The organism is Ralstonia pickettii, from assembly GCF_016466415.2.
Classification (GTDB): Bacteria; Pseudomonadota; Gammaproteobacteria; order Burkholderiales; family Burkholderiaceae; genus Ralstonia; species Ralstonia pickettii.
Genome location: NZ_CP066771.1, coordinates 2,358,994 through 2,378,495 on the forward strand (window position 1 = coordinate 2,358,994; position 19,502 = coordinate 2,378,495).

At 63.3% G+C, this 19,502-nt stretch carries 18 protein-coding genes; 6 read left to right on the forward strand and 12 right to left on the reverse strand.

Annotated elements, in window-relative coordinates:
- Positions 1–4 precede the first annotated feature (4 nt).
- The 4 genes from RP6297_RS11130 to RP6297_RS11145 all read right to left on the reverse strand — a co-directional run bounded on the left by RP6297_RS11130 (position 5) and on the right by RP6297_RS11145 (position 4,283).
- Positions 5–940, reverse strand: coding sequence for a branched-chain amino acid ABC transporter permease (locus RP6297_RS11130; protein WP_009241300.1), 936 nt, complete (start codon positions 938–940; stop codon positions 5–7).
- Between the two features lie 210 nt (positions 941–1,150).
- Positions 1,151–2,356 (reverse strand): branched-chain amino acid ABC transporter substrate-binding protein, encoded by a 1,206-nt coding sequence (locus tag RP6297_RS11135; RefSeq protein WP_009241301.1) that lies wholly within the window; start codon positions 2,354–2,356, stop codon positions 1,151–1,153.
- 453 nt (positions 2,357–2,809) lie between these two features.
- Positions 2,810–3,793: a 4-hydroxy-3-methylbut-2-enyl diphosphate reductase gene (ispH, locus tag RP6297_RS11140; RefSeq protein WP_009241302.1), complete on the reverse strand. Its 984-nt coding sequence runs from the start codon at positions 3,791–3,793 to the stop codon at positions 2,810–2,812.
- 1 nt (position 3,794) lies between these two features.
- On the reverse strand, positions 3,795–4,283 hold the full coding sequence (locus RP6297_RS11145; protein ID WP_009241303.1) for an FKBP-type peptidyl-prolyl cis-trans isomerase: 489 nt from the start codon (positions 4,281–4,283) through the stop codon (positions 3,795–3,797).
- Between the two features lie 118 nt (positions 4,284–4,401).
- On the opposite strand from RP6297_RS11145, the gene radC reads away from it, so the two are divergent.
- The 4 genes from radC to nadB all read left to right on the forward strand — a co-directional run bounded on the left by radC (position 4,402) and on the right by nadB (position 7,454).
- Entirely contained in the window at positions 4,402–5,076 is a 675-nt protein-coding gene (gene radC, locus RP6297_RS11150; RefSeq protein WP_009241304.1) for a RadC family protein, read from the forward strand.
- A gap of 180 nt (positions 5,077–5,256) precedes the next feature.
- Complete coding sequence (gene rpmB / locus RP6297_RS11155) at positions 5,257–5,490, forward strand: 50S ribosomal protein L28 (protein WP_004631999.1); 234 nt, start codon at positions 5,257–5,259, stop codon at positions 5,488–5,490.
- Positions 5,491–5,503: 13 nt separating this feature from the next.
- Positions 5,504–5,674 (forward strand): 50S ribosomal protein L33, encoded by a 171-nt coding sequence (rpmG, locus tag RP6297_RS11160; protein WP_003262397.1) that lies wholly within the window; start codon positions 5,504–5,506, stop codon positions 5,672–5,674.
- A gap of 178 nt (positions 5,675–5,852) precedes the next feature.
- Positions 5,853–7,454 carry an L-aspartate oxidase gene (nadB, locus tag RP6297_RS11165; RefSeq protein ID WP_009241305.1) on the forward strand — a complete coding sequence of 534 codons (1,602 nt, stop codon included), beginning with the start codon at positions 5,853–5,855 and terminating at the stop codon, positions 7,452–7,454.
- Positions 7,455–7,461: 7 nt separating this feature from the next.
- Here nadB and nadC read toward each other — a convergent pair whose 3' ends face one another.
- The 7 genes from nadC to purN all read right to left on the reverse strand — a co-directional run bounded on the left by nadC (position 7,462) and on the right by purN (position 15,269).
- Complete coding sequence (gene nadC, locus RP6297_RS11170; RefSeq protein ID WP_009241306.1) at positions 7,462–8,361, reverse strand: carboxylating nicotinate-nucleotide diphosphorylase; 900 nt, start codon at positions 8,359–8,361, stop codon at positions 7,462–7,464.
- Complete coding sequence (nadA, locus tag RP6297_RS11175; RefSeq protein WP_009241307.1) at positions 8,358–9,506, reverse strand: quinolinate synthase NadA; 1,149 nt, start codon at positions 9,504–9,506, stop codon at positions 8,358–8,360. Before nadA ends, nadC begins: the two co-directional genes overlap by 4 nt.
- Positions 9,507–9,693: 187 nt before the next feature.
- Positions 9,694–10,884: a DesA family fatty acid desaturase gene (locus tag RP6297_RS11180; protein ID WP_009241308.1), complete on the reverse strand. Its 1,191-nt coding sequence runs from the start codon at positions 10,882–10,884 to the stop codon at positions 9,694–9,696.
- A 372-nt stretch (positions 10,885–11,256) separates the two neighbouring features.
- Positions 11,257–12,633, reverse strand: coding sequence for a mechanosensitive ion channel family protein (locus RP6297_RS11185; protein WP_009241309.1), 1,377 nt, complete (start codon positions 12,631–12,633; stop codon positions 11,257–11,259).
- A gap of 25 nt (positions 12,634–12,658) precedes the next feature.
- A complete protein-coding gene (locus RP6297_RS11190) occupies positions 12,659–13,228 on the reverse strand; it encodes a phospholipase D family nuclease (protein ID WP_009241310.1) in 570 nt (189 codons plus the stop codon).
- A complete protein-coding gene (locus RP6297_RS11195; protein WP_009241311.1) occupies positions 13,225–14,622 on the reverse strand; it encodes an RsmB/NOP family class I SAM-dependent RNA methyltransferase in 1,398 nt (465 codons plus the stop codon). The genes RP6297_RS11190 and RP6297_RS11195 overlap by 4 nt, the downstream gene beginning before the upstream one ends.
- The gene (gene purN / locus RP6297_RS11200) at positions 14,619–15,269 is read right to left on the reverse strand and encodes a phosphoribosylglycinamide formyltransferase (RefSeq protein ID WP_009241312.1); all 651 of its coding nucleotides are present in this window, start codon (positions 15,267–15,269) and stop codon (positions 14,619–14,621) included. Before purN ends, RP6297_RS11195 begins: the two co-directional genes overlap by 4 nt.
- A gap of 402 nt (positions 15,270–15,671) precedes the next feature.
- Here purN and RP6297_RS11205 point away from each other — a divergent pair, with 402 nt between their 5' ends.
- Entirely contained in the window at positions 15,672–16,337 is a 666-nt protein-coding gene (locus RP6297_RS11205; RefSeq protein ID WP_004631976.1) for a response regulator transcription factor, read from the forward strand.
- A 66-nt stretch (positions 16,338–16,403) separates the two neighbouring features.
- Here RP6297_RS11205 and RP6297_RS11210 read toward each other — a convergent pair whose 3' ends face one another.
- Positions 16,404–18,236 (reverse strand): ATP-binding response regulator, encoded by a 1,833-nt coding sequence (locus tag RP6297_RS11210; RefSeq protein ID WP_037028801.1) that lies wholly within the window; start codon positions 18,234–18,236, stop codon positions 16,404–16,406.
- A gap of 219 nt (positions 18,237–18,455) precedes the next feature.
- Here RP6297_RS11210 and RP6297_RS11215 point away from each other — a divergent pair, with 219 nt between their 5' ends.
- A complete protein-coding gene (locus RP6297_RS11215) occupies positions 18,456–19,454 on the forward strand; it encodes a bifunctional riboflavin kinase/FAD synthetase (protein WP_009241314.1) in 999 nt (332 codons plus the stop codon).
- Positions 19,455–19,502 lie beyond the last annotated feature (48 nt).

Genomic DNA, 19,502 nt, shown 5'->3' on the forward strand with positions numbered 1-19,502 from the left:
CTTCTTATGCGCGGTCCGCAACGCGTTCGCCCATGATGCCGGACGGGCGGAACAGCAGCACGCCAATCAGCACGATGAATGCGAACACATCCTGGTAGTTCGAACCGAACACACCGCCAGTCAGATCGCCGATGTAACCGGCACCCAGTGCTTCGATCAAGCCCAGCAGCATGCCGCCGACCATGGCGCCGGCCAGGTTGCCGATGCCGCCCAGCACCGCGGCGGTAAACGCCTTCAGGCCGGGGATGAAGCCCATGTAGAAGTGGGCGTTGCCGTAGTTGGTCGCCATCATTACGCCGGCAACCGCTGCCATGGCAGCACCGATCATGAAGGTGGCGGAGATCACGAAGTTCGGGTTGACGCCCATCAGGCCGGCCACACGCTGGTTCTCGGCGGTCGCGCGCATTGCGCGGCCGAGCTTAGTGCGGTTGACCAGCAGGATCAGCCCGACCATCACCAGGATCGACACCAGGATGATGACGATTTCCTTGCCCGTGATGGTCGCGCCCGTGGAGCCGATATCAATCGGGTTCGAGGGCAGCAGTTGCGGGAAGGTCAGCGGGTTGCGCGACCAGATCATCATCGCCAGCGTCTGCAGCACGATCGACACGCCGATCGCCGTGATCAGCGGCGCCAGGCGCGGCGCGTTGCGTAGCGGCCGGTAGGCGACACGTTCGATGGTGTAGGCCACGATGGCGCAGACCGGCATGGCAAACAGCAACGCGAACACCAGCGTGAGCCAGTCAGGCAGATTGGGGAAGTACTTCTGGAGAAAGTTGATGGCGGTCAGGGCAGACATTGCACCGACCATCAGAACATCGCCGTGGGCGAAGTTGATGATGCCGAGAATACCGTAGACCATGGTGTAGCCAAGTGCGATCAGCGCGTAAATGCTGCCGAGCACCAGACCGTTCACGATCTGCTGGATAAAGATATCCATGAGAACAGCTCCTGCTATGCCTTGCTTTGTTGTAGGCGACGGGATGACGTGCCCGCAAGGTATGCGATCAATCGGATGGGTAAGGTGAGGTTGCTGGTAAGCGGCCTGCCGAACGCGCCCATGGTGAGGGCCTTGTGTAACTGGCGAGGCTATAAAAAACGGCACCGCTAGGGTAGGCGCGGTGCCGTTTTCAGGGCGGTAGCCCTTCGATTACATCTTCACAACGTCAAGAACGCTCTTCTTCTTGTCCTTGTAGTTGTACAGGGTGATGGAGCCTTGCTTCAGGTCACCCTTGTCGTCGAACGCGATGTTGCCGATCACGCCGTTGTAGTTGGTTGCCGGCATGGCAGCCAGGATCTTGGCCGGATCGGTCGAGTTGGCACGCTTCATCGCATCGATGATCACGTTGACGGCGTCATACGTGAACGGTGCGTAGATCTGCACCGGCGTGTTGAAGCGCGCTTGGTACTTCTTCTCGAAGTCCGCGCCCTTCTCCATCTTCGACAGCGCCAGGCCTGCTTCCGAGCAGACGATGTTGTCGATCGCGTCGCCGGCCAGTTCGGCCACCTTGTCGGTACACACGCCGTCGCCGCCAACGATCTTGGCCGTGATGCCCAGTTCCTTGGCTTGCTTGGCGAACGGACCGCCGGTGGCGTCCATGCCGCCGTACATGATCACGTCCGGCTTCTTGCCCTTGATCTTGGTCAGAATGGCCTTGAAGTCGGTCGCCTTGTCGTTGGTCGCCTCACGCGCCACGACGTTCACGCCGTCAGCCTTCGCGGTCTTCTCGAACTCGTCAGCCAGGCCCTTACCGTAGGCGGTGGCATCGTCAACAATTGCCACGGTCTTGGCGCCCAGGGTCTTGGCGGCGTAGTTTGCCAGTGCCGGGCCTTGCTGCGCGTCGGTGGCCACCACGCGGTAGGTCGTCTTGAAGCCTTGCTTGGTGTAGTCGGGGTTCGTCGACGACGGCGAGATCTGCACGATGCCTGCATCGCTGTAGATCTTCGAGGCCGGGATCGAAACGCCCGAGTTCAGGTGGCCGACAACGGCAACAACGTGCTCGTCAACCAGCTTCTGCGCCACGGCGGTGCCCGTCTTCGGGTCGCCTGCATCGTCTTCACCGACCAGTTCCAGCTTGATCTTCTTGCCGTCGATGGTCAGGCCTTCCTTGTTGGCTTCTTCAACGGCCAGACGTGCACCGTTTTCGTTGTCTTTGCCAAGGTGAGCAATACCGCCCGTGAGCGGAGCCGCGTGACCAATCTTGACGACGGTCTCGCCGCCGGCAGCCGCCGCCGGAGCCGACGTTGCTGCAGGTGCAGCAGCTTGGTTTGCGGGCTTTTCCTCGTTCTTACCGCAAGCTGCTACGAGTGCCACGGCAGCCGCAAGCGGCAGAACTTTGGCAAACTTAATTTGCATGAGTGATCTCCTAGATCTCGCAAGAGCAAGAAGAGCGTCCTGCCTCCCGGCCGCTCCCCCCGCGCCGATTGTTTCAATTTGAAACGCGCGAATTGTATCCCCTTTTATTGCGGATGCAATACGCGTCGCAACAACGATTTTTGCAGTAACTACGCCGCTTTACGGGCTTTCCCCAATGCCCAAACAGGCGTCATTTCGCGCAGGCATTCGCGAACGGCGCATAGGCTAATCAAGAAGCGTGCCAGAGTAGGGGAAACCCCCTATTCATGCGGCTCGGCGGGCAATTGCCACGGCAAATCAAGGCTTCGCCGGTATTGACGAGGTTTTTGCGACGCACAAAACAATACGGCCACTCCCGGAGAAGTAGCCGTCGATTCCTCAAAAGCGCTTTATGCACCGCATTAGGGCGCACCGTTTTTGTGCGCTTTTAAGTGGGCATTTACATAAAGGGATTCAATTCATTTGAAGCCCCCTCGGAAGGGGGAAGGACATGTTTTCCTGAATGCCGTCGAGCGGACGCACGGTGCGGGCGCCCAGCGCCTTGAGCCGATCGACGATCGATTGCGCCAACTCCTCGGGAGCCGACGCACCGGCGGTCAGGCCCACGCGACGCTTGCCGGCTACCCATTCAGGTTTGACCTGTTCAGGCGTATCCACCATATAGGCAGGCACTCCAAGCTTTTCGGCCAACTCGCGCAGGCGATTCGAGTTCGAGCTGTTCGGGCTGCCGACTACGATCACCACTTCCACTTGCGGTGCCATGAACTTCACAGCGTCTTGCCGATTCTGCGTCGCGTAGCAGATGTCCTGCTTCTTCGGCTCGTGCACCGCCGGAAAGCGTGCCTTGATGGCCGCCACGATTTCCTGGGTCTCATCCACCGACAGCGTGGTCTGCGTCACGTAGGCCAGACGCGTCGAGTCTTTCACCTCGAGATGCGCAACTTCATCGACAGACTCAACCAGCAGCATGCCGTCGTTGGCCTGCCCCATGGTGCCTTCCACCTCGGGATGGCCCTTGTGCCCAATCATGATGATCTCGAAACCCTGCGCACGCATCTTCGAGACTTCCACGTGCACCTTGGTCACCAGCGGGCAGGTCGCATCGAACACGCGCAAGCCGCGCGCCTCCGCCGCCTCACGCACCGCCCGCGACACACCGTGCGCACTGAAAATGACCGTGCCACCCACCGGCACGTCGTCGAGTTCCTGCACGAACACCGCGCCCTTGTTGCGCAGATCGCCAACCACATAGGCGTTGTGCACGATCTCGTGACGAACGTAAATCGGCGCGCCGAACAACTCCAGCGCGCGCTCGACGATCTCGATGGCGCGATCCACGCCGGCGCAGAAACCGCGCGGCTGCGCCAGCAAAACCTCGGCGTCGGCCTGGGTGACAGGATCAATGGGATCGAGCGGGGCGTTCACAGCGTTGCTCATATCAGAGGATGCCGATCAGCTGGACTTCAAACACGATCGTCTGGCCGGCCAGCGGGTGGTTGAAGTCGAACAGTGCCGAGGTCTCGCCCACTTCCTTGAGCACACCGGCATATTTGCCGCCGCTCGGCGCATTGAACTCAACCAGGTCGCCCGGCTGGTAATCCTCTTCGAACGACGAGTTTTCGCGCAGCGTGGCCAGCGACACCCGCTGCAGCAGTTCAGGATTGCGGGGGCCGAACGCGTGCTCGGGAGCCAGGCGGAACGTCGTGCGCTCGCCTTCGCGCATACCGAGCAGTGCCTGCTCCAGCGTGGGCGCCATCTGCCCTTGGCCGAGCAGCAGCGTTGCCGGCTTGTCGTCGAAGGTGGTGACGATGTCCGTGTCGTTTTCCAGCGCGATGCGGTAGTGCAGCGTCAGAAAGGAATCCGGGCCGACCACCTTGCCTGCGCCGCTTGGCGTCGCCGCGGACGCCTCGTTCACCAAATTTTGCACGCTCAACCTGCTTGACCAAAAAGTAACCCGCTATTGTACGTCAGCCCTTTGCGCGGCCGCAGGCGCGACGCGCGACGCACTCCCGCTTGCAGGGCCTTTCCTCCGCGTATCCCAACCTATGGCAATCATCGACTGGCCCGCCCATGAGCGGCCGCGTGAAAAACTGCTCGCCCACGGCCCCGCCGCCCTCTCCGATGCGGAACTGCTGGCCATCTTTCTGCGCGTGGGGATGCCGGGCAAAAGCGCCGTCGACCTCGCCCGGGAATTACTCACCCACTTTGGGTCGCTCGCCCGGCTATGTCACGCGTCACAACAAGAGTTCTCGTCAATCAACGGTATGGGCCCCGCCAAATACGCGCAACTGCACGCCCTACTGGAAGTTGCGCGACGCGCCCTCAAAGAAGACTTCACCCACGGCCAGACCTTTGACTCGCCACAAAGCGTGAAGAATTTCTTGCGCCTGACACTCGGCCACCGCCCACACGAAGTGTTCGCCTGCTTCTTTCTAGATGTACGGCACCGCCTGATCGCTTGGGAAGAACTCTTCCGCGGCACCCTGACCGAAGCACGCGTCTACCCGCGTGAGATCGCCAAGCGCGCGCTACATCACAATGCAGCCGCCGTGATCCTGGCCCACAACCACCCCACCGGCAACACCGAACCCAGCGAATCCGACGTCATCCTCACCCGCGAGCTGCGCCGCGCGCTGGCCATGCTCGACGTGATCGTCCTTGATCACATGATCGTCGGCCGCAACCACGTCTACGGCTTTCTCGAACACGGCAAAATGTAGTGCCGATGCCGCATCGCACGGGGCCCAACGGCAATCCATCGATCTCGTTGATTTGTCAGCGGTTTTGTGTGTATAATCCGCGTTTCGCTGAAGTCCCACCTCTACAGTGGCGCTGCGCTTGGTTTTGGTCCCAGCGCCCGGTCGCAAACTGTAGCCAACGAATTTAGTTAGGAGTGCTCCATGGCACGCGTCTGTCAAGTGACCGGGAAAGCGCCGATGGTCGGCAATAACGTTTCCCACGCAAACAACAAGACCAAGCGCCGTTTTCTGCCGAACCTGCAGAATCGCCGCTTCTGGGTCGAATCCGAAAACCGCTGGGTCAGCCTGCGCGTCTCGAACGCTGGTCTGCGCCTGATCGATAAAAAAGGCATCGACGAAGTGCTCGTGGACCTGCGCGCACGCGGCGAAGTCTAATTAGGAGTTAAACATGGCCAGCAAAGGCGGACGCGACAAGATCAAGCTGGAATCGACCGCAGGTACGGGTCATTTCTACACGACCACCAAGAACAAGCGCACCAAGCCGGAAAAGATGGAGATCATGAAGTTCGATCCCGTCGCCCGCAAGCACGTCGCTTACAAGGAAACCAAGATCAAGTGATCCTCGCGGATTGCATATCTTGTTTCCGTCGGCATGATCGACAGCAAAAACCCGCTTTCAAGCGGGTTTTTTGTTGCCTGCGGTTTGGCGCATGCTGCGGTGTACACTGCTCTTCTTTCCGATTGACACGCGACTGTGTTACTCACCAGTTGCGTCTGAACCGCGTTCCGCGTCTTCCATGAATTTCGATGTTGCCGTTGTTGGCAGCGGCTTGGCGGGCCTGACCGTCGCCCTGCACCTAGCCGATCACCGCCGCGTGGTTGTCATCAGCAAACGCAGCCTGCCGGAAGGCGCCAGCGATTGGGCGCAGGGCGGCATTGCCGCCGTGCTCGATTCGGGCGACAGCCACGATGAGCACGTCGACGACACGCTCATCGCTGGGGCTGGATTGTGCGATGAAGCGGCTACCCGTTACATCGTCGAAAACGGGCGCTCGGCCATTGAATGGCTGATTGGCCATGGCGTGCCTTTCACGCGCGACGAGCAGGCTGAACTCGGCTTCCACCTAACGCGCGAGGGCGGCCACCGCCATCGACGCATCATCCATGCCGCCGATGCCACGGGCCATGCTGTGGTCACGACGCTGGTTGAGAAGGTGCGCAATCACCCGAACATCACGCTGCTGGAAGACCACTTCGCGATCGACCTGATTACCGACGCGAAGCTCGGTCGTCCGGGCATGCGCTGCCATGGCCTCTACGCGCTCGACATTGCATCGGGCCATGTCAAGACGATTACCGCCAGCCAAACCGTGATGGCCACGGGCGGCGCGGGTAAGGTCTATCTCTACACGACGAATCCGGACACGGCCAGCGGCGACGGTATTGCCATGGCCTGGCGAGCGGGCTGCCGCGTGGCGAACATGGAGTTCATCCAGTTCCATCCCACGTGCCTGTACCACCCGTTCGCGAAATCGTTTCTGATTACCGAGGCCGTGCGCGGTGAAGGCGGCAAGCTGATCCTGCCCGACGGCACGCGTTTCATGCCCGCGCACGACGAGCGCGCCGAACTGGCGCCGCGCGATATCGTCGCCCGCGCCATCGACTTCGAGATGAAGAAGCGTGGCCTGGATTGCGTCTATCTGGACATCAGCCATCAGAGCCCTGCGTTCCTCAAGGAGCATTTCCCGACCATCATGGCGCGCTGCCTGGAGCTGGGCATCGACATCACGCGCCAACCGATTCCGGTCGTGCCGGCGGCGCACTACACGTGCGGCGGTGTGGTGACGGACCACCTCGGGCGCACGGATATCGCTGGCCTGTACGCCGTTGGCGAGACTGCATACACCGGCCTGCACGGCGCCAACCGGCTGGCGAGCAATTCGCTGCTGGAATGCATGGTGATCGGGCGTGGCGCGGCGGAAGACATCCTCGCGCAACCGCCCTCGGACTCCACATCGGTGCAGATTCCCGCATGGGATGAGAGCCGCGTGACCGACCCCGATGAGGAAGTCGTCGTCTCGCACAACTGGGACGAACTGCGTCGCATGATGTGGAACTACGTCGGCATCGTGCGCACGAACAAGCGGCTGGAGCGGGCGCAGCACCGCATTGCGCTGTTGCGCGAAGAGATTACGGAGTACTACGCCAACTTCCGCGTGAGCCACGATCTGCTGGAGTTGCGTAACCTCGTCGAGGCCGCCTCGCTGATCGTCGACAGTGCGCTATCACGGCATGAGAGCCGCGGCCTGCATTTCTCGCGCGACTACCCCGAAACGCTACCCAAGGCACTGCCGACGGTCATGCAGCCGACCCATCGGCAGATCGCCCGGAAACGCTGACTTAGCCTTAGTCGACGATCCGCAAAGAGAAGTCGGTTGCGCGCACGTCCTTCGTGAGCGCGCCGACGGAGATGCGGTCCACGCCGGTCTCGGCAAAGGTGCGGATCGTCTCGATGTTGACGCCGCCAGACACCTCGAGCAGCGCCCTGCCCGCCGTTACGCGCACAGCCTCGCGCATCGCGGGCGGTTCGAAGTTGTCGAGCAGCACGGAGGTGGCACCTGCCGCCAGTGCTTCATCCAGCTGCGCGAGCGTTTCCACCTCGATCTGGATCGTCACACCGGCATTCAACGCCTGCGCCGCACGCAGGGCCGCCGTCACGCCACCTGCCGCAGCGATATGGTTTTCCTTGATCAGGATGCCGTCGTACAAGGCCAGGCGCTGATTCTCGCCGCCACCGATCCGCACGGCGTACTTCTGCGCCAGGCGCAGGCCCGGCAGCGTCTTACGTGTGTCGAGCACGCGGGCGCGCGTGCCTTCGACGGCTGCGGCGTAACGCGAAGTCGCCGTCGCCACACCGGACAGCAACTGCAGGAAGTTCAACGACGGGCGTTCCGCCGTCAGCAGCGAACGCGCCGGGCCTTCGATCTCGCACACCACGGAATCGGGTGCTATGCGATCGCCTTCGTGCTGGCGCCACGTGACGCGCAACGTCGAGTCAACGGCGCGCATGCAGGCGTCAAACCAGGGCGTGCCACAGAGCACGGCATGCTCGCGCACGATCACGCGCGCGCGCGCATGGCGATCGGCGGGGATCAGCAAGCCAGTGCGGTCGCCCGTGCCAACGTCCTCGGCAATGGCTGTGGCCACGTTGGCAGACAACGCCTCGCGCAGTGCCGGGCCAAAGCTATCGAAAATTGACTCAGCCCCGGGGGCGAGACGCGTCGTGTTCATCTGTGCTGCCGTCATGCCGGGCCGATTCCTTGAAAGAGTTGTGCGTTGGCGGCCAGGTCGCCTTGCGGGCGAACCGCGGCTTTCTCGCGCGCGGCAAAGTCCAGCATGCGGTCGATGCAGACCACGGCTTGCCGCCCGATGGCCGGATCGACGTGGATCTCGTTGCGACCGGTTTCCAGCACCTCAGCCAGATTGGTCAGCGCGTTCATCGCCATCCAGGGGCAATGCGCGCAGCTCTTGCAGGTGGCAGCGTTCCCGGCGGTCGGCGCCTCGATGAAGCGCTTGCCCGGGGCGGCCATGCGCATCTTGTGCAGGATGCCGTTGTCGGTCGCGACGATGAACTCCTGCGCCGACAACGACTGGGCCGCCGCAATGAGCTGCGAAGTCGAACCCACCACATCAGCCTGTGCCACCACCGATTCCGGCGATTCCGGATGCACAAGGATCTTCGCGTTCGGGTGCTCAGCGCGCAGCAGGTCAAGCTCCACGCCCTTGAACTCGTCGTGCACGAGGCACGAGCCCTGCCACATCAGCATATCTGCGCCGGTCTGCTTCTGAATGTAGCTGCCGAGGTGGCGATCGGGTGCCCACAGGATCTTCTTTCCCTGCGCATGCAGATGCTGCACGATCTTCAAGCCGATCGACGATGTCACCATCCAGTCGGCACGCGCCTTCACGGCGGCGCTTGTATTGGCGTAGACAACCACGGTGCGATCCGGATGCGCATCGCAGAAGGCGGCAAACTCATCCGGCGGGCAGCCCAGATCCAGCGAGCAGGTGGCGTCCAGATCCGGCATTAGCACGGTCTTCTCCGGACTCAGGATCTTGGCAGTCTCGCCCATGAAGCGCACGCCCGCCACGATCAATGTCTTGGCCGAATGGTCGCGGCCAAAGCGCGCCATTTCCAGCGAATCGGATACGCAGCCACCGGTTTCCTCGGCCAGGTCCTGCAGGTCGGCGTCAACGTAGTAATGCGCGACCAGCACAGCCTCACGTTCCTTGAGCAGACGCTTTATGCGGGCCTTCAGGTCGTCGCGTTCCTCACGCGACAGCACCGGCGGCACCTTGGCCCAGGCGTGGGCCACGCAGCTTGCACCGGATTGCGCATCGGAAAGCATATCCGGGCGCTCGAATTCAACCGTCTTGATGTGGGTTTCCATGGTGGTCTCCGCGTCCGCTCGCGCTGTGAAGGCGCCAAGAAGCTGGCGCTGCAATGAAACGGACGGCGTGTGAGGAGGACTGGCACCGCGATACATTGTCGCGGCGTATTCAAAATGGCAGTTGGGGCAGTTTACCCAAAAGAAAAGCCCCGCTGCGGAGCGGGGCTTCACCTATGAAACAAGAAACTCAGGCGTAGCGGCGCAGGCGCACAGCAAATTCCTGCAGCGCGTGGATGCCGCTTTCCTCAGCACGCTTGCACCACTCTTGCAGTTGATGCAGCAACTGCTCGCGCGTGGCATTCGAACGGCCCCACAGCGCACCCAGCTCGCGGCGCATCTCGACGAAGGTGTGCAGCGCCGAATGGTCCGACACGATTTGCGAGAGCTGCTCGCGCTGCGGCGCGCCCAGCTTGGTCTCGTCGCGGTGGAACCACTTGCGGGCCGGCTTGAGTGCGCGGTACTCGACAGCGCGCGAATCCTTCAGCTTGGCCAGCTCCTGGCGATAGGCCGCCTTGACCGTCTTGGCGTAGCGCGCCATCACGTCGTAGCGGTTGGCGATGATGGCTTCCAGCGTGTTCTGGTCGACCGGCTTCACGTCGCCAAAGCGGGCCTTGGGCGCCACCTTCTTGACCTTCGCCAAACCGACGATTTCGAGCGCGCGGATGTAGCCCCAGCCGATGTCGAACTCGTACCACTTGACCGAGAACTTGGCCGAGGTGGCGTACGTGTGGTGGTTGTTGTGCAGCTCTTCGCCGCCGATGATGATGCCCCACGGCGACACGTTGGTCGAAGCGTCTTCGCAATCGAAGTTGCGGTAGCCCCAGAAGTGGCCCAGGCCGTTGATGATGCCGGCAGCGTGGATCGGGATCCACAGCATCTGCACTGCCCACACCGTCAGGCCTAGCGCGCCGAACATCAGCACGTCGAGGATCAGCATCAAACCGACGCCTTGCCACGTGAACTTCGAGTACACGTTCTTCTCGACCCAATCGTCCGGCGTACCGTGGCCGAACTTCTGGATCGTTTCCTTGTTCTTGGCCTCAGCGCGATATAGCTCCGCGCCTTCCATCAGCACCTTGCGGATGCCTCGGGTCTGCGGGCTGTGCGGATCCTCTTCGGTTTCGCACTTGGCGTGGTGCTTGCGGTGAATGGCGGTCCATTCCTTGGTGACCATGCCGGTGGTCAGCCACAGCCAGAAACGGAAGAAGTGCCCAGCGATGGGATGCACGTCCAGCGCCCGGTGCGCTTGGCAGCGGTGCAGAAAAATCGTGACGCTGGCGATGGTGATGTGCGTCATCACCAGCGTGAAAATCAGGATTTGCCACCAGGCCCAATCGAGGGTGCCGTTGGCAAGGAAAGTCAGAAAGGAGTCGATCAAAGTGTTCTCCGTGGTCAACTCAGGGTAATCAAAGCAGCTTTTGGACCTTCATTCGATCCGGATGTTGCTGCCTCTTAAGGCTATCCCGCTGTCGTAGCGTTACGACAATGGGGTCGTGTTGGCGGTGGTTCGGGTGTTTGTACCCGGCTTGCGCATCACATCGGCGAGCTTCCCGCTACCGGTCATATCATCTCCGCCCCAGCGCAATACAAGGTATTTGCGGTCCTTTGTCACAACGGCTAAGCCTTTGCGACGGCCCGTCTTTTCTTCGTGGGAGCATTTGGCATTTTAACCGAACACCCCCTCTATTCCATGCGGGAAAACAGCCATTTTGACCTCGGACAAGCGGGCAGCGTTCCGCTCGCAGCTGTGTTAGTCCGACAGTGATGGCGTGGATGGGGCTGTTACATCACTCGAAGTGCGCGGGATGCCCTGTTGCAGCGCCGACGCCCCGCGCACACGCACTTCCCGTTGCGGGTAGGGGATATCGATGCCTGCTTCCTTGAAGCGACGGTAAATCGCGCGGTTCAGGTCGGACTGCACGCCCAGCTTGCCGTTATGCGGATCGCCGATCCAGACGCCAAGCTCATATTCGATGCCGCTGTCGGCGAACAGGGCCATGAAGGCGGCGGGCGCCGGTTCGGGCAGAACACGCGGGATGCCCTCTGCACATTGCAGCAGCAACGCCAGCACGCTTTCAGGATCAGCGTCATACGACGCCTGCACGCGCACCGCCACACGCACGGTGCCGCGCTCGTTGTGGTTCTGTACGGCCTGCGCGACCATCAGTTCGTTCGGGACGAGCGTATCGCCGTCGCCATTGCGCACCACGGTGTAGCGGGTGCGGATCTGCGTGACGATGCCGGTGTACGTGCTGACGGTGATCTGATCGCCCAGCTTGAGCGAGCGCTCCAGCAGGATGATGAAGCCCGAAACGTAATTGCTGGCGATCTTTTGCAAGCCGAAACCCAGGCCGACGCCAAGCGCGCCGCCAAACACCGACAGCACCGTCAGGTCGATGCCCACCAGCGAGAGGCTCAGCAGCAGCGACACCAGCAGCAGCACCGCCTTGGTCACACGCGACAACACCACCTTCAGGTTGGCATCGATCGCCGAAGCACGCGTGATGCGGCTGTCCAGCCACGAGCCGAACCACATCGCCACCAGCACGGTGACGAGAATCCACACCACGCCCATCAGCATGGCCGCCAGGCTCACCTTCTGCTTGCCACCCAGCGCAAAGCGGATGCCGTCGAGGTAATCCACCACATCGCCGAGCACGCCCAGCACGTAGAGCACCATGCCGATCCACATCAACGTGGTCAAAACGCGCTCTGCCAGGACGAGCATGCCGTGCAGCTCGCCATTGGCCGACAGCACGCGGCGCAACACGTAGAAGCCGAGATACAGGATCGCCAGGCCAAACAGCGGCACCGCGGCCAGTCGGAACACGCTGATCGGCATGGTGCCAACCAGCGCATAGCGCGCGCCCACCACGAGCAGCCAGCCGATCAGCGGGAACATCGCCCGCTCCAGGCTGGACCAGGCAAAACGCAGGGCAAAGGTCTCGTTCACGTGCGCCGAATGCAGGCGCCGCGAGATCGGCCGCGCCAGCAGCCAGGCGGCACCGAGCACCAGTATCAGCACACCCAGTTGCCAGATAAAGCGCGGGCCACCCAGATCGCGGACGATGTCGTCGATCATGTGGCCCAGCGCAATGTGATTCAGGTTCAACGACAATCCGTTCATTGGGTTGACGGGTTATTGCAAACCCTTACTGGGTCCGATAGGGCAATGCGTCACCCACATGCTTCTGCCAGTTGGCGGCATAGCGCTGGGCGAGATCGGCGTCGCCGCGCACGATCAGTACGTTCTCGGCGTTGCCGCGCTGTGCGGTCTGCGTAAAGTTGAAGCTGCCCGTGACCAGCACCGGATGCGCGCCGCGCGGGTCGATCACGATGACCTTGTTGTGCGCATTCTTGTAGCGCACCTCCAGCCAGACGGGGATGCCCGCGTTGGCGACCTCGGGCACGCGGCTGCCGCCGGAGCGCGTCATCTGCTCCCGGTCAGCCAGCACACGCACATCCACGCCACGCTGATGCGCCGCCAGCAGTGCACGCGTAATCGCCTTGTTCGACAGCAGATACGCCTGCACCAGCACCTGCTCACGCGCCTGGTCGATGGCATCGGCCAACAATCCTTCGATGTCGTCATCGGGCGTGAACGCGGCCTGCACCGTGCCCTTGGCGGGTTGCACCGGCGGCGCGCTGCGGGCCAGGGCGACGCCACCTGCGGCCAACGCCAGCCATGCGGCCAGCAGCCAACCGAAGCGGCGCACCATCATGCGCGGCGCTCCAGCACGGCCGCGAAGAAGCCGTCGGTCTGATGCGTGTGCGGATACAGCTCGAGGTAAGGCCCCATTTCCAGCGCGATCTTCTGCGCGGCCAGCACCTCACCGGCGGGCACGAGCACGAAATCTTCATGCGCGGCCAGGAACTGCTCAACCACCTGCTGGTTCTCGCGCGCCAGGACGCTGCACGTCGCGTAGACGAGGCGGCCACCCGCCTTCAGCAGCCGCGCCGCCGATGTCAGGATCGACAGCTGTTTGGCCGACATTTCTTCCACGGCCTGCGCCGACTGGCGCCACTTCAGGTCCGGATTGCGGCGCAACGTGCCCAGGCCGCTGCACGGCGCGTCGACCAGCACGCGATCGATCTTGCCCGCAAGACGCTTCACCTTCGCATCGTGCTCGCTGTCGATGCGGCCCGGATGGACGTTCGACAGCCCGCTGCGCGCGAGGCGCGGGCCCAGGTTCGACAAGCGCTTTTCCGATATGTCGAAGGCATACAGGCGCCCCGTCGAGCGCATCGCCGCGCCAATCGCCAGGGTCTTACCGCCGGCACCGGCGCAGAAGTCGACCACCATCTCGCCGCGCTTGGGTGCCAGCAATTGGCAGAGCAATTGGCTCCCTTCGTCCTGCACCTCGACCGTGCCGTTGGTGAAGATATCGAGCTTGTTCAACGCCGGCTTGCCGGCCAGGCGAATGCCCACGGGCGAGAGCGGCGCCGCAACGCCTTCAATACCGGCTTCGGCAAGCGTGGCGAGTACGGCGTCGCGTTCGCCCTTGAGCGTGTTCACGCGCAAGTCCAGCGGGGCCGGCGTGAGCCATGCTTGCGCCAGTGCTTCGGTGAACTCCGCCCCGTGCTGGGCAACCAGCGCGTCGAAGAGCCAGTCGGGCAGGTTGGCGCGCACGCGGGCCGCCAGCGCGGCGCGGTCACGGTTTTCCCAGCGATCCAGCCATTCGGCTTCTACGGGGTTCAGGAACGGGGCAATGGCCTCACGCCCGGCGGTCTGCAGCAAGCCCAGCAGCACCAGGCGACGACGCGCCGGGCCAGTGCCGCTCTCGGCAAACTGGCCGAATTCCACCTTGCGGCGCAGCACGGCAAAGGCCGCTTCGGCGATGATGCCGCGCTCGCGGTGGCCAAGTTCGTGATGCTCGCGGAAGTACTGGCTGACCACCATGTCGGCGGGCGCCGCAAAGTGCAGCAGGCGCGCAAGCACCTTGTCCAGGTGTTCCAGATGGCTGCCATGCACGCCCGTGCGCGGGCGCGGGGCGCTGCGGGGCGAAGGCTTGCCCTGCGGGGCCCGGTACCAGCCGCCGCCACCCGAACTCGCGCGCTTGTTCCCCGACCCGCCGCCGCTTCCATTGCCGCCCGAACGCTGACGATTCTGGCTCATGCTGCCTCCCGGGCGTTGACGCCAATGACAAGCTGCGATTCATCCGGCGAGACGCGCACCACGCCGTCTTCGATCGACAATCGCCCTTCCACGAACCAGCGCACGGCACGCGGGTAAATCGTGTGTTCCTGTGCCAGCAGCCGCCCGGCCAGCGAGTTCGGCGTGTCGCTCTGACGTACGTCAATGATGGCCTGCAGCACGATCGGGCCGTGATCCAGGTCGGCGGTGACGAAGTGCACCGTCGCGCCATGCACCTTCACGCCCATGGCCAGCGCGGCCTCGTGCGTGTGCAAGCCGGGGAAACACGGCAGCAGCGAAGGATGAATGTTCAGCATGCGACCGGCGTAGCGCGTGACAAAGCCCGCCGTAAGGATGCGCATGAAGCCGGCCAGCACCACCAGATCGGGCGAAAAGCCGTCGATCACCTGCGCAAGGGCGGCGTCGAAGCTGTCGCGATCGGGGAAGGCCTTGTGATCGACCACCGCGGTAGCAATGCCGTGCGAAGCGGCAAATTTAAGTCCCGCCGCTTCGGGCCGATTAGAAATGACGGCGGCAATGCGTCCCGACCAACCTTCGGCCTGACAGGCGCGGACAATGGCTTCCATATTGGAGCCGCGTCCGGAAATGAGAATGACGATGTTTTTCATCGCGGCATTTTATCAAGTGCGCCGCAGTTCCCCGAGAAAATCGGGTGTGACGGCTGCAAGGCCATGCCGTGGGCGCTTTTGCAGTCACCGTGGCATTTTGCCGACGGGTGCCGGCAAAAACCTTGTCGCACCCGCAAAAGGAAGGGGCAACCGTTGGCGTGCATTGGCGCGCTCTGATAATCTCAGCACCATAAATGTCCGCGCTCCCGAGGGGTCGGGTGTGCAGCACGCGATGATTCGACGCAAATCAAACGTCCGTTCATCCTGCGCTGCAACATCGTGCGGGCGATACCGTGACGGTCGATCGGCACAGGGTGATAAACCCGGCCAGTCGGCCATCGCCCGCGCCGGGTCGACACGCGTACAACAACAAGAGGGCTCTGCTCTCACCGGGGAATAAGAATGACGAGCTCGCTGCGTAGCCTGCTGGTGGTCGACGACCACCCTCTCGCCTTGTCTGGCACGACCACGTTTCTTGCACACGCCTTGCCTGAAGTTCAGGTGCACGCGGCCATTGGCCGTCGCCAGGCGCTTGCGCTGGTCGAAGAAGGCGTCCGTCCGGACGTCGTGCTGCTGGACGTGTGGCTGTCCGACTGCACAGGCTTCGACGCCATGCGCGAGCTGCGCGGCAAACTGCCTGAAGCGCGCTTTGCCTTCATGTCGGCGGAAAACACGCCGGAAATCGTCGCCAAGGCCCAAGCGCTGGGCGCCATCGGCTTCATCGGCAAGCACGCCGATGCGCATGCGTTCTCCAAGGCAGTGGCCGGCATCTTTGGCGGCGATGCGTCCTTCCCGTCGGAAGACGATATGGGCGGCATCAATGGCAAGGGCGGCGCTTCGCACGGCATCCCCATCACGCCGGCCGAACTGGGACTGACGCCGCGTCAGGGCTCGGTGCTCGCGCTGCTGCTCGAAGGTCTGCCGAACAAGTCGATCGCACGTCAGCTGGGCCTGACGGAAAACACCGTCAAAGAGCACGTCTCGGCGATTTTGCAGCGGCTGGGCGTGCGCACGCGCATCCAGATCATTTCGCGCATGGAGCGTTTTCGCCTGACGGGCGCGGCCTGAACTGAGCGTCTGGCCTCTTCAATCCGGCGCCGCCATCGACGGCGCCGTTTTACATTCCCATCCGTATCAGTAGGCCACCTGGGGCTCGGCTGAGCGGCCGCGCAGCCAGCGCTTGAGCAGCACGCGCAGCATGTTCGGGTCCATGGGCTTGGCGAGCAGCAGATAGCCGGCTTCTTCGGCACGCGCCAAGGCGGCGGAGTTGCGATCGCCGGTCAGCAGCACGGCGTGGGCATCGGGGTGGCTAACCTGCCAGCGTTCAAGCAGTTGCAGGCCGTCCTCCTCGCCGGGCAGGCGCAAGTCGCAGAAGATGATCTGCGGACGGATGCCGCGCGCCAGCAGTTGCTCGGCGGAGCGGCCATCGGCGGCACTGTGGACTTCCACGCCCCACGCTTCGAGCAGTGCGTGCCAGGCCTTGCGGATCTGCGGGTCGTCGTCCACTACCAGTACCACGCCTGAGAATCGCGGCTGATCGAGCACGGCGCGCTTTTGCTCGGCGCGCGGCTGCGTGGCCAGCGGCGCCTTGATCTCGGCGGGCACCGGCCGTAGCGCCATCCAGAACATCGAGCCGCGCCCCGGCACCGAGCGCACACCGAACGTGCCGCGCAGCAGACGCACGCATTCCTTGTAGATCGACAGGCCCAAACCCAAGCCCTGGCTCGGATCGCGTTCTGGGTTTTCGACCTGGTAGTAGGTCGAGAAAATGTCTTTCTGATGCTCAGGCGCGATGCCGATACCGGTATCCCACACCTCGATCCGCAAATGCTTCTGGCGCACGCGCAGCGCCACCATCACGCCACCGCGCTCGGTGTAGCGCAGCGCGTTCTGCAGCAGGTTGAACAGCGCCCGGCGCAGCAGCACCGGCTCGGCCATCCCGTATACCGGCAGCGGCGGAATGCGCGCCGTCAGCGTCAGGCCCTTGGCGCGGGCATCCGGCATGAATTGCTGGACCACCTCGGTGATCACCTCGCCCAGATCCACCGGCTCCAGCGTCGGCGAGGTCTTGCGGCTCTCCAGCTTGGACAGGTCCAGCAGCGAGCGGAACAGCAGATCGATCGTCGCGGCGCCCGAGGCGAGTTGCTCCACCAATGGCGCCAAGGATTCCGACTGGTTGCGCGCCCGCAACGCCTCCACCAGCAGCACAATTGCATGCACCGGCTGACGCAAGTCGTGGCTGGCCGCAGCCAGGAAGCGCGATTTTTCTTCCGACGCCGACAACGCGCGCTGCTTTTCATCCTGGTAGCGGCGCGCGAGCTGGCGGCTCTCGTTCTCCAGTTGGATTTCGCGCACCAGCGTGTTATGGATGTTGACGGCATGCCGGGTCAGCAGCGCCGCAAAGAACAGCAGCACGCCGCGCAAATACAGCCCGTGCCCCGGAAACGCTTGCTCGGCCAGCAAAAAGTGTGGCGCCAGGATGCCCGTTCCGAGGATCAGGAGGCTCGACGGCACCGGTGCTTGCGACAACACCGCCGCCGCCGCCACACCGATAATCACGATCATCAGCAGGCTGCTGAACTCCAGCGACGGCGACATCAGATACAACCCCGCCGAGCAGCCCCACGCCACCCCGCCCACCGCCGACATGACGTGCATGCCCGTCCACCACTTGCGGGTGTGCGCGGCCAACGTCATGCGGGTCAGGTCGTAGCGATAGCCGAAATAGAAGCGCAGGCCCGACGCCGTCAGGCACAGCATGATCAGGCACCAGCCCAACAGCCCCGGCCGGTTGGAGGCATCCCAGAACGCGGCAACCGTCAAGGCAGGCAGGACGACCGAGGCGGCAATCCCCATGGGCGCCCCGCGATGCACGGCAGCGAGCAGCTTGGCTCGGGCATCCAGTTCAAGCGGCGCGCGGCTGGCAAGCCCGAACTTGGCGAAGAAAAGGCGCAGCGAGGCGTTCAAGGGGATGTCGGGAAGAAACTGGATACCGGATTGTGCCGCAAGCATGAACCGCGCGGGCGCACCGTTCGGACGATTGTGCAACACCCCGACACCCATCCGCGTGCGCGCCGGGGATGGGGCAATCCCTTATATAATGTGCGTTTTGCTGGATTTCTGCGAATTGCCGCGCCAATCCGGCACGAAAACAGTTTCTTTTTCCCTCCTTCACCGACGCTTCTCGTGAAAGTCTTTCGCGGCCTGCCCAACGCCGAAAGTCGCGCGCCCTGCGCGTTGACCATCGGCAACTTCGACGGCGTGCACCGCGGGCACCAGTCTCTGCTGGCCCGCGCACGCGCGGCGGCCGACGCACGCGGATTGCCGCTCACGGTCATGACGTTCGAGCCGCATCCGCGCGAATTCTTCACGCCGGACCGCGCGCCCACCCGCATCGCCCTGCTGCGCGACAAGCTGGAAAGCCTGCGCCGACAGGGCGTCGACCGCGTGGTCGTGGAGCATTTCAACGCGCATTTCGCCGCGCAGACGCCCGACGAGTTCGTGCGCAACGTTCTGGTGGATGGTCTCCACGCGCGCTGGCTGCTGGTGGGCGACGACTTCCGCTTTGGCGCCAAGCGCGCCGGAGATTTCACCTACCTGCAGGCAGCCGGCGCGCAGTTCGGCTTTGAGGTCGAGCAGATGGGCTCGGTGTCGGAGTCCGGCATCCGCATCTCCAGCTCGGCAGTGCGCGAGGCGCTGGCCGCAGGCGACCTCGAACATGCCCGCCGCCTGCTCGGTCACGGTTATGCCATCAGCGGGCACGTGGTGCACGGGCAAAAGCTCGGCCGCTCGCTCGGCTTCCCGACGCTGAATCTGCGCATCTCGCACCGTAAGCCGGCAGTCGCCGGCATCTTTGTCGTGCAGGTGCACGGGCTGGCCGAAAAACCGCTGCCGGCCGTCGCCAGCATTGGCGTGCGACCAACGGTGGACGACTCCGGCCGCGTGCTGCTGGAAGTGCATATCTTCGATTACCACGCCAGCGTATACGGCAAGCTGGTCCGCGTGGAATTCATGAAGAAGCTGCGCGACGAGGCTCGCTACGATTCGCTCGATGCGCTCAAGGACGCCATCGCGCAGGACTGCGTTCACGCGCGGCAGTTCTTCGGCCTGCCTGTTCCGCCGGCCGGCGAGTCGCCGACGCTTCGGCGCGACTTCGCCACCTCCGCCACCGACCGAATTCAGTAGGCGGCCGACACGTTCGCCGCCCAGAAGCCACACGCTGCGCACGCGCGT